Source organism: Streptomyces sp. (assembly GCF_035645055.1).
Taxonomy (GTDB): Bacteria; Actinomycetota; Actinomycetes; order Streptomycetales; family Streptomycetaceae; genus Streptomyces.
Window position 1 is genome coordinate 16,614 of the sequence record NZ_DASQNH010000065.1, and the last position, 13,339, is coordinate 29,952.

Annotated in this window: 14 protein-coding genes and 1 pseudogene; 12 read left to right on the forward strand and 3 right to left on the reverse strand. The window is 72.1% G+C overall.

The genetic code is table 11. The features are described from left to right. Positions 1 to 197 precede the first annotated feature (197 nt). Together VE614_RS21785 and VE614_RS21790 are read right to left on the reverse strand one after the other, a co-directional pair. A complete protein-coding gene (locus VE614_RS21785) occupies positions 198 to 503 on the reverse strand; it encodes a hypothetical protein (RefSeq protein ID WP_324939646.1) in 306 nt (101 codons plus the stop codon). Positions 504 to 510: 7 nt separating this feature from the next. Continuing rightward, positions 511 to 1,158 carry an ATP-dependent Clp protease proteolytic subunit gene (locus VE614_RS21790; protein ID WP_324939649.1) on the reverse strand — a complete coding sequence of 216 codons (648 nt, stop codon included), beginning with the start codon at positions 1,156 to 1,158 and terminating at the stop codon, positions 511 to 513. 74 nt (positions 1,159 to 1,232) lie between these two features. Here VE614_RS21790 and VE614_RS21795 point away from each other — a divergent pair, with 74 nt between their 5' ends. Further along, entirely contained in the window at positions 1,233 to 1,520 is a 288-nt protein-coding gene (locus VE614_RS21795) for a type II toxin-antitoxin system Phd/YefM family antitoxin (RefSeq protein WP_324939652.1), read from the forward strand. A gap of 125 nt (positions 1,521 to 1,645) precedes the next feature. Here the strand turns inward: VE614_RS21795 and VE614_RS21800 are convergent, their stop codons facing one another. Further along, positions 1,646 to 2,653, reverse strand: a complete 1,008-nt coding sequence (locus tag VE614_RS21800; protein ID WP_324939655.1) for an ABC transporter permease — start codon at positions 2,651 to 2,653, stop codon at positions 1,646 to 1,648. Between the two features lie 138 nt (positions 2,654 to 2,791). Between VE614_RS21800 and VE614_RS21805 the strand changes: the two genes are divergently transcribed. The 11 genes and pseudogenes from VE614_RS21805 (at position 2,792) to VE614_RS21855 (ending at position 13,334) form a co-directional block, all read left to right on the forward strand. After that, positions 2,792 to 3,421, forward strand: a complete 630-nt coding sequence (locus tag VE614_RS21805; protein WP_324939657.1) for a TetR/AcrR family transcriptional regulator — start codon at positions 2,792 to 2,794, stop codon at positions 3,419 to 3,421. 188 nt (positions 3,422 to 3,609) lie between these two features. Then, complete coding sequence (locus tag VE614_RS21810) at positions 3,610 to 3,912, forward strand: urease subunit gamma (protein WP_324939660.1); 303 nt, start codon at positions 3,610 to 3,612, stop codon at positions 3,910 to 3,912. Positions 3,913 to 3,922: 10 nt separating this feature from the next. After that, on the forward strand, positions 3,923 to 4,234 hold the full coding sequence (locus VE614_RS21815) for an urease subunit beta (protein WP_324939662.1): 312 nt from the start codon (positions 3,923 to 3,925) through the stop codon (positions 4,232 to 4,234). Beyond that, positions 4,227 to 5,946, forward strand: a pseudogene (locus tag VE614_RS21820) (urease subunit alpha). The gene VE614_RS21815 and the pseudogene VE614_RS21820 overlap by 8 nt, the downstream one beginning before the upstream one ends. Beyond that, positions 5,946 to 6,620 carry an urease accessory protein UreF gene (locus tag VE614_RS21825; RefSeq protein WP_324939665.1) on the forward strand — a complete coding sequence of 225 codons (675 nt, stop codon included), beginning with the start codon at positions 5,946 to 5,948 and terminating at the stop codon, positions 6,618 to 6,620. Before VE614_RS21820 ends, VE614_RS21825 begins: the two are co-directional and overlap by 1 nt. Before the next feature lie 138 nt (positions 6,621 to 6,758). After that, the gene (gene ureG, locus VE614_RS21830) at positions 6,759 to 7,436 is read left to right on the forward strand and encodes an urease accessory protein UreG (protein WP_324939668.1); all 678 of its coding nucleotides are present in this window, start codon (positions 6,759 to 6,761) and stop codon (positions 7,434 to 7,436) included. Further along, positions 7,433 to 8,194, forward strand: coding sequence for an urease accessory protein UreD (locus tag VE614_RS21835; RefSeq protein WP_324939671.1), 762 nt, complete (start codon positions 7,433 to 7,435; stop codon positions 8,192 to 8,194). The genes ureG and VE614_RS21835 overlap by 4 nt, the downstream gene beginning before the upstream one ends. 156 nt (positions 8,195 to 8,350) lie before the next feature. Then, positions 8,351 to 9,985 carry an alpha/beta hydrolase gene (locus VE614_RS21840; RefSeq protein ID WP_324939674.1) on the forward strand — a complete coding sequence of 545 codons (1,635 nt, stop codon included), beginning with the start codon at positions 8,351 to 8,353 and terminating at the stop codon, positions 9,983 to 9,985. Between the two features lie 201 nt (positions 9,986 to 10,186). After that, a complete protein-coding gene (locus VE614_RS21845; RefSeq protein WP_324939675.1) occupies positions 10,187 to 11,236 on the forward strand; it encodes a monodechloroaminopyrrolnitrin synthase PrnB family protein in 1,050 nt (349 codons plus the stop codon). Next, on the forward strand, positions 11,233 to 12,489 hold the full coding sequence (locus VE614_RS21850) for a flavin-dependent oxidoreductase (protein WP_324939679.1): 1,257 nt from the start codon (positions 11,233 to 11,235) through the stop codon (positions 12,487 to 12,489). Before VE614_RS21845 ends, VE614_RS21850 begins: the two co-directional genes overlap by 4 nt. Further along, positions 12,486 to 13,334, forward strand: coding sequence for an SAM-dependent methyltransferase (locus VE614_RS21855; RefSeq protein ID WP_324939681.1), 849 nt, complete (start codon positions 12,486 to 12,488; stop codon positions 13,332 to 13,334). Before VE614_RS21850 ends, VE614_RS21855 begins: the two co-directional genes overlap by 4 nt. The last annotated feature ends 5 nt before the right edge of the window (positions 13,335 to 13,339 follow it).

Here is a 13,339-nt window from a genome sequence, read left to right on the forward strand (position 1 = left end):
TCAAGACCGTCAAGGATCCCCGGACCAGCAGCGGAACGCCCAATTCCGCCCCGGTGGCCCGCTCTCGGCGCAACCTGAACCAGCCCGAAAAAGGAGGCCGGCCTACGCCGAACGTGGGTAATCCGTTCGGTCCGTTTCGGGCGTGTCGCGGACACCCCGTGACCTGCGCGGGAGCACCTGACCGCGTGTCCGGTGCGTCAACTGTCGGAGCGCGGTGGAAGGGTGAGGCGCGCCGTGCGGCGTTCCCCGTCGAGCACGCGCAGCGCCCGCGCGAGCGTGGGCGCGTGCAGCTCCGTCTCGCCTCGCCGGTGCATCAGCGCCAGCGCGTCCCGCAGGGCGGCGGCCTTGGCCACCAGGGCCTGGGCGGCGCGCAGTCCGCCGTACGTGTGCCCCACCCGGCCGGGGTTGATCCGGCCGAGCAGGTCCACCACCTCCAGATAACGGTCGATCAGCTCGGCCTCCGCGCGGGTCAGGGCGGGCAGCGGCGGCAGTTCCGGCAGCATCGGCGGCTCACCTGGCGCCGGACGCGATGCCCGGCCCCTCGCGGTCGGTGACGATCCGGTCGATCAGGCCGTACTCCAGCGCCTGCGGTGCCGTGAGGATCAGCTCCCGCTCGATGTCGGCGCTCACCCGCTCCCTGCCGCGCCCGGTGTGCCGGGCCAGCATCTCCTCCATCCGGCCCCGCACCCGGACCAACTCCTCCGCCTGGATCGCCGGATCACGGGTCTGGCCCTCGACCGGGTCGAGGAGCGCGGGCTGACGGATCACCACCCGGGCACCCGGCAGGGCGTATCGCTTGCCGGGGGTCCCGGCGGCCAGCAGCACCGCCGCGGCGGAGCCGGCCTGGCCGAGGCAGATCGTCTCCACCTCGCAGCTCACGAACCGGATGGTGTCGTAGAGCGCCGACATGGCGGTGAACGAGCCGCCGGGGGAGTTGATGTACAGCGAGATGTCCCGGTCCGGGTCCCGGTACTCCAGGTGCATGAACTGGGCCATCACATCGTTCGCCGCCGTGTCGTCGATCGGCGTGCCCAGGAACACGATCCGCTCTTCCAGCAGCTTGGCGTACGGATCGGTCGTCCGGTGGCCGATGCCGGTGCGTTCGGTGAACTCGGGCAGGACGTGGCGGGCGGACGGCTGGACGGGCTGTCGGGTCATGGCGGACCCCTCCTCGCGGTGGGAGCTGTCTCCGTAAAAAATGTACAGGACGTACATCACGTAATGTGGAGGCCATGGCCTACGAGATTCCGGTGACGCAAGCCCGGGCCGAGCTAGCCGATCTGATCAACCGGGTGGTGTACGGCGGTGAGCGCGTGGTCGTGACCCGCCACGGCAAGCCTCTCGTCGCCCTTGTCTCGGCCGCTGACCTGGAGCGGCTCGAAGAGCCTCAAGAGCCCGACGGGCCCGGGGAGGAGCAGGTGATCAGCGCCGTCTCCCACGTCCGCGAGGCCGCGTCCGCTCCCCGCGAACAGCAGCGCTTCGGCATCGCGGCGGAACACCGGGGGCCCGGCCCGTCGTAGCGGCCGGCCCTCTCTGAGCGGCCCGCCCGCAGCCGTGGATGCCCCGGGGGCGGCGCAAGGCCGTGCGTCCTGTCCGCTGCCGCGGGGACGCACGGCCGGTTCGGTTGCGGCTGTCCGGCCGGTGCTCAGCCGGTGAGCGCGGGCTCCCGCCCGGCCACCGGTGCGGCCGTTGCCGCCGTACGGGACTTCAGGGCCGCGCCGAGCAGCACCGCCCCCAGCCCCAGCGCCGCCCACCAGGCCAGGGTGAGCGCGGGGCCGGCCGCCGCCGCGCCGTCGAAGTACGACACGGAGCGCAGCAGGGACGCTCCGGCGCCCGGCGGCAGCCACTGGCCGATCACCCCGGCCGGTCCCGGCAGCAGCTCCGGCGCGGAGGAGGCCCCGGAGAACGGGTTGCCGAGGAGCATCATCAGGACCGCGGTGAGGCCGGTCCCGGCGCGGCCCAGCAGGGCGGCGAGCCCGGCGGCGGCGCCCGCCACGGCCAGCGAGGCGAGCCCGAGCACCCCGGCCTCCGCCCACCAGTGGCCGGTCAGGACGCCCAGCCAGCTGTGCGCGATCGCGGCGGCGGCCACGCCGACCAGGGCCGAGGCGCCGAGGAGCGCGGCCACGGCGGGCAGCCCGCGCAGCCCCAGCAGGGTCACCACCGCCCCGGCCGCCAGCCCGGCCAGCGTCAGGGGCAGCGCACTGGCGCCGAAGGCCGCGCCGCGCGGATCGTCCGCCGGGGCGGCCACCACGTCGACCGTCGTGACGTGCGCGCCCTCGGCGGCCGCCGGCTCGGCCATCGCCTGCCGCAGCAGCTGCGCGACGGTCGGGCTCGCGGCGGAGGCGGTGAGCAGCCGGGAGCCCCGCTGGGTGACGACGACCGCGCCGTACACCTCCCGGTCGGCTATCGCGTCGCGGGCGGCGGCCTCGTCGGCGTAGCGGTGGATCTCGAAGGCGCCCTCGCGCTCTGTCAGCCGCTGCTCGGCCTGGGCGGTCGCGGCGGGAGGACCGGCGACGCCGAGCGGCAGATCGCGCGGTGCGATGCGGGCGGCGGGCCAGGCGAAGGCCCACAGAGCCAGAGCGGCCACCAGCGGGACGAGGGCGACGACGGCGATCAGCCGGCGCGCCATGGCCGGGGTGCGGGCAGCGGACATGGGGATCTCCTGGTGCCTGATTCTCGGCGCCGACGGAGGCGCCACTTATAGAGAAGGATCGTTCGTTTTTTCTCTGCCCACCGTCCCGCCGGGAGCGGCTCCTTGTCAAGAAGGAACGTTCGTTTTAGGTTGGTGACCATGGCTCGCGTATCCCAGGAACACCTCGACGCCCGCCGCCGGCAGATCCTCGATGGTGCCGCGGTCTGCTTCGCCCGCAACGGCTTCCACGCCACCTCGATGCAGGACGTGCTCAAGGAGGTCGACCTCTCCGCGGGTGCCGTCTACCGGTACTTCAGCGGCAAGGAGGAGCTGATCGGCGCGATCGTCGCCGAGGTCCTGGACACGGTGGGCACTCTCTACGAGGCGGCGGCCCGCGAGACCCCGCCGCCGACGCCGGACGTTCTGCTGCCCCGGGTCATGGCGCGCATGAGGGAGGTGCGGCCGGGCATGCTGGAGCACGGCGAGTGGGTGTTCCCCCGGCTGATGGTGCAGGTGTGGGCCGAGACGCTGCGGAACCCGGAGCTGGCGGCCGTGCTGCGCTCCGGGTTCGACCGGGTCCGCGCTGCCTGGTCGCAGCTGGTGGAGGTGTACAAGGAGGCGGGCCTGATGCCCCCGGACGCCGACGCGGATGCCGTGGCGCGCGTGATGATCGCGCTCCTCCAGGGGTTCGGAGTCCAGTTCGCGCTCTTCGGCGCGGCCTCGGAGCGCACGCTCCGGGACGGTCTGCGCGCGCTGCTGAGTATGGGGGAGTCCAGCGACGGGTCATGAAGCGATCAAGGTCTGGTTAACGTCGTTGAAACTCCGGCGAACTAGCCTGCCCCTCCACGCCACCAGGGGTTTTTCTTTCCCGAACACACCGAATCGCGCCATTTCCTTGTGTGTTACATCTATCCCCTGACGCGGTGGCTGCGGCAACCGGGCCCCGCACGGCCCGGAGCGAGGATGTGAGGTGGGACGTGCAACTGACCCCGCACGAGCAGGAGAGGCTGCTGATCCATGTGGCGGCCGACGTGGCCGAGAAGCGCCGGGCCCGGGGGCTCAGGCTCAACCACCCCGAGGCCGTCGCCCTCATCACCTCGCACATCCTCGAAGGCGCGCGGGACGGCCGCACCGTCGCCGAACTCATGTCCTCCGGACGCAAGGTGCTCACCCGGGACGACGTCATGGAAGGCGTCCCCGAGATGATCCACGACGTCCAGGTCGAGGCGACCTTCCCGGACGGCACCAAGCTCGTCACCGTCCATGAACCGATCGTCTGAGGTGACCTCGATGACTCCCGGAGAGATCCTGTTCGCCGAGGGACCGATCGCCGTCAACGAGGGACGCGAGGTCACCCGGCTGACCGTCCTCAACGCCGCCGACCGGCCCGTCCAGGTCGGCTCCCACTACCACTTCGCCGAGGCCAACCCCGGCCTGGACTTCGACCGCGCCGCCGCGCGCGGCAAACGGCTCAACGTCGCCGCCGGCACCGCCGTGCGGTTCGAGCCCGGCATCCCCGTCGACATCGAACTCGTCCCGATCGCCGGCGCCCGGATCGTGCCCGGTCTGCGCGGGGAGACCGGAGGTGCCCTCGATGCCTGAGCTGTCGCGCGCCGCGTACGCCGACCTGTTCGGCCCGACCACCGGCGACCGCATCCGGCTCGCCGACACCGATCTGCTCGTCGAGATCGAGGAGGACCGCTCCGGCGGACCGGGACTCGCCGGTGACGAGGCGGTGTTCGGCGGCGGCAAGGTCATCCGCGAGTCCATGGGGCAGTCCCGTGCCACCCGGGCCGACGGGACCCCCGACACGGTCATCACGGGCGCCGTGATCATCGACCACTGGGGTGTCGTCAAGGCCGACATCGGCATCCGCGACGGCCGCATCACCGGCATCGGCAAGGCGGGCAACCCCGACACCATGGACGGGGTCCACCCCGAGCTGGTGCTCGGCCCGGAGACCGAGGTCATCGCGGGCAACGGACGGATCGTCACCTCCGGAGCCGTCGACGCGCACGTCCACTTCATCTGCCCGCAGGTCGCCGACGAGGCGCTGGCGTCGGGCATCACCACCCTCGTCGGCGGCGGCACCGGCCCGGCCGAGGGCTCCAAGGCCACCACCGTCACCCCCGGGCCCTGGCACCTCGCCCGGATGCTGGAGGCGATGGAGCAGTACCCGCTCAACATCGGCTTCCTCGGCAAGGGCAACACCGTCTCCCACGAGGCGATGCTGTCCCAGATCCGGGGCGGCGCGCTCGGGCTGAAGCTGCACGAGGACTGGGGCTCCACCCCCGCCGTCATCGACGCCGCGCTGACCGTCGCCGACCGGACCGGCATCCAGGTCGCGATCCACACGGACACCCTCAACGAAGCCGGATTCGTGGGGGACACCCTCGCCGCGATCGCCGGGCGCGGCATCCACGCGTACCACACCGAGGGTGCGGGCGGCGGGCACGCGCCGGACATCATGACCGTGGTCTCCGAACCGCATGTGCTGCCCAGCTCCACCAACCCGACCCCCGTTCACCCTCAACACCGCCGAGGAACACCTCGACATGCTGATGGTGTGCCACCACCTGAATCCGGCGGTCCCCGAGGACCTGGCGTTCGCCGAGTCCCGCATCCGGCCCTCGACCATCGGCGCCGAGGACATCCTGCACGACCTGGGCGCCATCTCGATCATCTCCTCCGACTCGCAGGCCATGGGCCGCGTCGGCGAGGTCGTACTGCGCACCTGGCAGACCGCGCACGTGATGAAGCGGCGGCGCGGCACCCTGCCCGGGGACGGGCGCGCGGACAACCACCGGGTGCGGCGGTATGTCGCCAAGTACACGATCAACCCGGCGCTCGCCCAGGGCCTCGCCCACGAGATCGGCTCCGTCGAGAGCGGCAAGCTCGCCGACCTGGTGCTGTGGGAACCGGCCTTCTTCGGCGTCAAGCCGCTCCTTGTCCTCAAGGGCGGGCAGATCGCCTACGCGCAGATGGGCGACGCCAACGCCTCCATCCCCACCCCGCAGCCCATCCTGCCGCGGCCCATGTACGGCGCGATCGGACGCGCGCCCGCCGCCAACTCGGTCAACTTCGTGGCCCCGCTCGCCCTCGAGGACGGGCTGCCGGAACGGCTGGGGCTCGGCAAGCGGTTCGTGGCCATCGAGTCGACGCGCGGCGTGACCAAGGCGCACATGCGTGAGAACGACGCCCGGCCCGACGTACGGATCGACCCCGACAGCTTCGCCGTGCACATCGACGGGGAGCTGGTCGAGGCCGCGCCGGCCGAGGAACTGCCCATGGCCCAGCGTTACTTCCTCTTCTGATGGCCCGCGCAGCACTGCTCGTCCTCGCCGACGGCCGGTTCCCCGCCGGAGGGCACGCGCACTCCGGTGGGGCCGAGGCCGCGGTCAAGGCCGGGCGGATCACCGGAGCGGCGAGCCTGGAGGACTTCTGCCGGGGACGGCTGCACACGGCGGGGCTGGTCTCGGCCGCTCTCGCCGCGGCCGCCGCCCTCGGCGTGGACCCCGCGGCTCTCGACGCCGCCGCGGACGCGCGCACGCCGTCACCCGCGCTGCGGACCGCGGCGCGCAAGCTGGGGCGCCAGCTGACGCGGGCCGCGCGGGCGACCTGGCCGTCCGCCGAACTCGACGCCCTGGCCGGTGCCTTCCCCAAGGGGGCGCATCAGCCGGTGGTGCTCGGGCTCGCGGCGCGGGCGGCGGGGCTCGGCGCGGCCGACGCCGCCTACTGCGCCGCCTACGAGAGTGTCAGCGGGCCCGCGACGGCGACGGTGCGGCTGCTGAGTCTCGACCCGTTCGACGCGAGCGGGGTGCTGGCGCGGCTGGCGCCGGACCTGGATCGCGTCGCGGATCGGGCGGTGGAGACGGCGGGGGCCGCGGTCGTCGAGGGCGTCGACGCCTTGCCCGCGTGTTCCGCTCCGTTGCTGGAGATCTCCGCCGAGCAGCATGCGGCCTGGCCCGTGCGTCTCTTCGCCTCCTGAGGCGTTCTCGCCCCCCGACGCCCCTTCCCGGTCCCGACCCTGAGGGCTTGCCCCCCGACCCCCCTTCGGCCTGAACGGCCTCGTCCTCAAACGCCGCACGGGCTGATTCACGCCGGCCTGGCTGAAACAGGAGCTGCCATGCATCTCGACCACTCCCACCACGGTCCCGCCGCCCTGAGTGCCGACGCTCTACGGCCCGACGGGTCGCGGCGGGCCCTGCGGATCGGGCTCGGCGGGCCCGTCGGGTCCGGGAAGACCGCCACCGTCGCCGCCCTGTGCCGGGCACTGCGCGACGAGCTGTCGCTGGCCGTCGTCACCAATGACATCTACACCCGCGAGGACGCCGAGTTCCTGCTCCGGGAGGCCGTGCTGCCGCCGGAGCGGATCACCGCCGTCGAGACCGGCGCCTGCCCGCACACCGCGATCCGGGACGACATCTCCGCCAACCTGGAGGCCGTCGAGGACCTGGAGGACGAGGTCGGGCCGCTGGATCTGATCCTCGTGGAGTCCGGTGGGGACAACCTCACCGCCACCTTCTCCAAGGGGCTCGTGGACGCGCAGATCTTCGTGATCGACGTGGCGGGCGGCGACGACATCCCGCGCAAGGGCGGGCCCGGGGTCACCACCGCGGACCTGCTGGTCGTCAACAAGACCGACCTCGCCCCGTACGTCGGCTCGGACCTCGCCCGGATGGCGGCGGACGCCGAGGCGCAGCGGGGTGACCTGCCGGTCGTCCTCCAGTCGCTGCGCGGCGAGACCGGTGTCGCGGACGTCGCCGGCTGGGTGCGGGCGCGGCTCGCCGCGTGGACGGCATGACCGCGGCCACCGGGGTACGGGCGACGGCGCGGATCCGGGCCGTGCCCGACGGCCGGGGCGGTACGGCGCTGCCCGTGCTCGCGGGCGAGGCCCCGCTGGCGCTGCGGCGGACCCGGGGGAACGGTCGCGAGGCCCGCGTCATGATCGTCGGCGCGATGAGCGCGCCACTGGGCGGCGACCGCCTCACCGTGGCGGCGGACGTGGCCGAGCACGCCCGGCTGCGGGTCGGCTCGGCCGCCGCCACCATCGCCCTGCCGGGCCAGGCCAGGGGCGAGGCCCGCTACGAGGTACGGCTCACCGTGGCCGACGGCGGCGAACTGCGCTGGCTGCCGGAGCAGTTGATCTGCGCGGCCGGCAGCGAGCTGACCGTCCGCACCCGGGTGGACCTGGCGGCGGGCGGGCGGCTGGTGCTGCGCGAGGAGCAGGTGCTCGGGCGGGTGGGGGAGGAACCCGGGCGGCTTACCAGCCGTCTGACGGTGCGGGTCGACGGGCGGGCCGTGCTCGACCAGGAGCTGGCGTGCGGGCCGGGGGCGCCCGGCGGCTGGGACGGTTCCGCCGGGCTGGGCGGACATCGCGCCGTGGGCCAGCTCGTCGTCGTGCGGCCGGAGTTCGCGGCGCGTCCGGTGGTGGCGCGGACGCTCGGGGAGGGTGCCGCCGTGCTGCCGCTCGCCGGGCCCGCCGCGCTGGTGAGCGCGGTGGCGCCGGACGCGCTGCGGCTGCGCCGGCTGCTGGACGGGGCGCTGGCGGACCTCGGCTAGCCGACTCACCGTCATCCGCAGCACGGCATTCCGCTCAGCGCGATGGTCTTATCCGGTTATCGGATTGGCAAAGAAGCGGGGCCGCCTCTGTTCCCGGTGCCCACCCAGCCGCCAGGATCCCCCTGTTCATCGCAACGACGCAGGGGGAGGCCCCACTTGAGGGACAGCAGACCGAACAGGCGGACGGCGGCGCTCGGCTCGGCCGGGGCGCTCGTCGCGGCGACCCTGATAGCCGGCGCGGTCGCGGCACCGACGGCCAGCGCCGATGCGGGCGCCACGGCCGGCGCCGACCGGGCCGCCGCCGAGGCCCGCCACGGTCAGGACCGCGAGGCCCGGGGCGCCGCGATCGCCGCGGCCCGCGCCGCGCAGCAGGGCGTCGACTGGCAGGACTGCCCGGCGGACTGGGGGCTGGAGAAGCCGATCCAGTGCGGCTGGGTCACCGTGCCGCTCGACTACGCCAAGCCGTACGGCAAGCAGATCAAGATCGCCGTGGACCGCATCGGCAACACCGGCACCCGGGCCGAGCGGCAGGGCGCCCTCGTCTACAACCCGGGCGGCCCCGGCGGCTCCGGCCTGCGCTTCCCGCGCCGCGTCACCACCAAGGCCCCCGTCTGGCAGAACGTCGCCAAGGCCTACGACTTCGTCGGCTTCGACCCGCGCGGCGTCGGCAAGTCGGCCCCCATCTCCTGCGTCGACCCGCAGGAGTTCGTCAAGGCGCCCAAGATGGACCCGGTGCCCGACTCCGAGGCCGACAAGCTCGCCCAGCGCAAGCTGGCCCGCGAGTACGCCGAGGGCTGCCACGAGCGCAGCGGCGCGATGCTGCCGCACATGACGACCCCGAACACCGCGCGCGACCTCGACGTCATCCGCGCCGCGCTCGGCGAGAAGAAGCTCAACTTCCTCGGCGTCTCCTACGGCACCTACCTCGGCGCCGTCTACGGCACCCTCTTCCCGGACCACGTCCGCCGGATGATCACCGACAGCGTGGTCAACCCGTCCCGCGAGAAGATCTGGTACCAGGCCAACCTGGACCAGGACGTCGCCTTCGAGATGCGCTGGCGGGACTGGCAGGACTGGGTCGCGAAGCACGACGCCACCTTCCACCTCGGCACCACCCGTGCCGAGGTCCAGGCAAAGTGGCTGCAGCTGCGCGCCACCGCCAAGAAGGAGCCCCTCGGCGGGGTCGTCGGCCCGGCCGAGCTGACCGGCTTCTTCCAGAGCGCGCCGTACTACGACTCGGCGTGGGTGCCGGTGGCCACCGTGTTCAGCAAGTACGTCGCGGGCGACACCCAGGCCCTCGTCGACGCCGCCGCCCCCGACCTGAGCGACACCGCGGGCAACGCCGCCTCCGAGAACGGCAACGCCGTCTACACCGCCGTCGAGTGCGCCGACGCGAAGTGGCCCAGGAGCTGGGAGCGCTGGGACCGGGACAACACCCGGCTGCACCGCGACCACCCGTTCCTGACCTGGTCCAACGCCTGGATGAACCTGCCCTGCGCCACCTGGCCGGTCAAGCAGCGGACCCCGGTGGACGTGAAGACCGGCAAGGGCCTGCCGCCGGTGCTCATCGTCCAGGCGGAGCGCGACGCGGCCACCCCCTACGGCGGTGCGCTGGAACTGCACAAGCGCTTCAAGGGCTCCCGCCTGATCACCGAGAAGGACGCCGGTTCGCACGGGGTGACCAGCCTGGCGAACTCGTGCGTCAACGAGCGGGTGGACGCCTACCTGCTCACCGGCAAGCTGGACGCCCGGGACGTGACCTGCGCCCCGCACGCCACGCCCAAGCCGTAGGCGGATCCGTACGAGAGGAGGGGCGGCCGGTATCCACCGGCCGCCCCTCGGTCATGAGCCCCGCACCTCGCAATTGTTGGTTTCACCTTAGTTTCAATCAAAAGGAGACATTGGCTGGTCAGTACTACCTTCGTGCCGGCGGGCGGCTCATGGATCCTCGTCGGAGAGTTGGTTCACATGGACTGCGAAGCACATATAGATGTGACGTCCGAGGAACACAATGAGAAGGTCGGACAGCTCGATCCGCTGGAGCTGGACGTAGACCTCAGGGCATTGCCGAAAATGAATGAGAGCGGGGACGTCGCCGCGCTGGCGCGAGTCCTCCGAGAGGCGCTTCCGCCCGTCGAGCGGGTCGCTGCCTTCACTCTTCCGGAGTGTCTCGCCGCCATGCGCGACCTGGGGATGTATCTCGGCAGTCTCAAGCGGCACGGAGTGTCCGCCTTCGACATCGTCCCCGAGGCGACGGAAACGTTCCAACTGCTCGGGCGGCGCACTCGGATGATTCCGCGGGACACCGTCTACCACTACACGTGCTGGAATCCGGTGGGGGAGCGCGAGCGCCTCTACAGCGGGCAGCCCATGGAGCGCCGGCTCATCCACGCGGTGCGCACCTGCGTGCCGGAGCTGGCGAACGCCGTGAGAGCCGGGTGCTCCTTGCAGTACACAGATCTCCGCACCCCGGACGGCGCCGCCGCCATGTGGTCGCTGGCGTCACACGTCACGGCCGCCGACAAGGCGATGAGCAGCGTGCTCGCGGAGGTCACCCCCGAATTCTTCGCGCTCGTACTCAGACCGTTCTTCGAGGATGTGCGGATTGCGGGGCGCATCTATATGGGGCCGGCCGCCGCGCATATCCCCCTCTTCCTGATCGACCTGCTCCTCTGGGCCTCCGACCGGGGCAGCCGGGACTACCTGACATTCTGCGACGAGGTCGCTTCCCACACCCTTCCCGACTGGCGGGAGCGTCATGCCGAATGGACCCAGACGCCGTCCATGACATCCCGTGTCGTCGCCGCGCTCGCGGATTCCCGTGCGCCGTCCCAGGAGTACGCGTGGTCCAGCGCACGCGGACTGCGGCAAGCCCTCAGATCGCTCACGTCCTTTCGCGGAAAACACCTGGTGATGGCGCGACGGGCCTACCGTGCCGAGGTACGGCTCTATGAACTGGGCAGTGGCGGGGGGAGTGTGGAACTCCTGGAGGAGATCCTGACCCTCACCAGAAAGAACGGCGCCATGGTGGGCGGGCGATGAGAATCACGATCGCCGGTTCCGGGATTGCCGGACTCGCCGCCGCGGTCAGCCTCCACGCGGCCGGATTCCACGAGGTGACCGTCTTCGAGGCGGACCCCGGCCTCCGTCCGCTCGGACTCGGACTGAACATCCTGCCCAACGCCGTGCGCGAACTGGCCGAACTCGGACTGCTGGACGCGGTGCAGCGACGGGCGATCAGAACGCGGGAACTGGCGATGTACACCCCGCGGGGCACCCTGGTGTGGCGGGAGGACCGCGGACTGGCGGCGGGGTACCGATGGCCGCAGCTGTCGGTCTCCCGCGCCCGGCTCGTCATGGCGCTGGCCGCGGAGACACGGCGCCGCCTCGGTGACGGCGCGGTCGTCACCGACGCCCGGCTCGTCGGCCTGGAGCACACTCCCGGCCGGACCCGCGCGGTCTTCGAGAGCCGGGACGGCTCCACGAGAACCGTCGAAACCGATCTGCTCATCGGCGCGGACGGCATTCACTCCGCCGTGCGAGCAGCGCTGTATCCCGCCGAGGGACCACCCCCGACGAACGGTGTGACGATGTACCGGGGAACCGTCTGGGGACGGAAGTTCCTGACCGGGGAGTCCATGGCCGTCCTGGGAGACGACCAGAGGCGGCTCGTCCTGTATCCGATAGACCGGGACGAGACGACGGGCAGGACGCTGATCAACTGGGTGGCCGCCTTTCCCGGCCAGCGGTCCGAGGCGCGGTCCACCACGGACGCAGCGGAGAAGCGGAAGGACATCCTGCGTCACCTCGGTGACTGGACCCCTCCCGAAGTGGACCTCGCCGCCCTGATCGAGGGGACGCCGGACATCCAGCGGTATCCGATGATCGACCGGGACCCCCTCCCGCGGTGGACCTTCGGCGGCGTGACCCTCCTGGGCGATGCCGCGCACGCCATGTATCCCGCCGGATCCAACGGGGCCACCCAGGCCGTCATCGACGCACGTGTGCTCGCCTGGCAGCTCGCCCGGCACTCCGACGCCGGTGCGGCCTTGCGGGCCTACGAGGAGGAACGCCGACCGCAGATGACGGAACTGCAGAAGAGCAACCGCTCCCTGGGCCCGGAAAGGGTACTCACGATGGCTCACCGAAGGGCCCCCGGCGGATTCAGCGACGTACGGGACGTCTTCAGCGCGGAGGAACTCGCCGAGATCTCCCGCGGCTACGCCGTGACCGGCAAGTTCGACCAGGACTGGGTGAACACCAGGCCTTCGCTGTCCGTCGGGGGTGGACGGTGACGGACGCGACCCGGCGCGACGACGGGCACACGGCCGTCAAGGAGACCGGTTTCATCACCGCCGTGATCAGGGCCATGGAGAACGAGCGCCCCGACGCCTACCTGGCGGATCCCCATGCGGCGTTGCTGAGCACGCCACGGTCCAGGGCGATGGCGGAAGAGGCGCTGGCCGCGGGCGGCACGGTGGGATCCGTGATCGTCCGAGGCCGCTTCGGCGACATCGCGCTCGGCGAGGCGATGGACCAGGGGATCACCCAGGTGGTCTGTCTCGCGGCGGGCAGCGACACACGCGCCTGGCGTCTGCCGCTCCCGTCCGGTACGCGGTTCTTCGAAATCGACCTGCCGGGTCAGCTGGAAGCCAAGGACGCGCTGCTCGCCCCGATCGCGGACCGGCTCACCTGCCGACGTGTCACCCTCGCCGAAGACCTCAGGGAGAGCACCTGGCCGCGACGGCTGAAGGACGCGGGCTACGATCGGGCGAAGCCCGCGGTCTGGGTCGTCGAAGGCCTGCTTCCTTACGTGGAGACCGGCCACTTCACCCGGCTCCTCACGCACATCGAGGAGATGTCGAGCCCCGGTTCGGTCCTGCTGGTGGACGCCCCGCACGCCGCGTACTTCACCGATCCCGCGAACGCCCGTTTCCTGGCGTTCATGAAAGCCCGCGGATCCGCGTTCCGGCTCGGCCTGGAGGACTTCGGCGGCTTCCTGAACCGGTGCGGCTGGCAGGCGGAGGCGTACACGCTGCGGCAACTCGCCGCGGGCGCCTGCCCCTGGGTGCCGGCGCCGCCCGAGCGGCTGTGCCCGCCCCGCGACCACCACTGGGTGGCCCGGGCCCGTCTCGCCTGACCGGC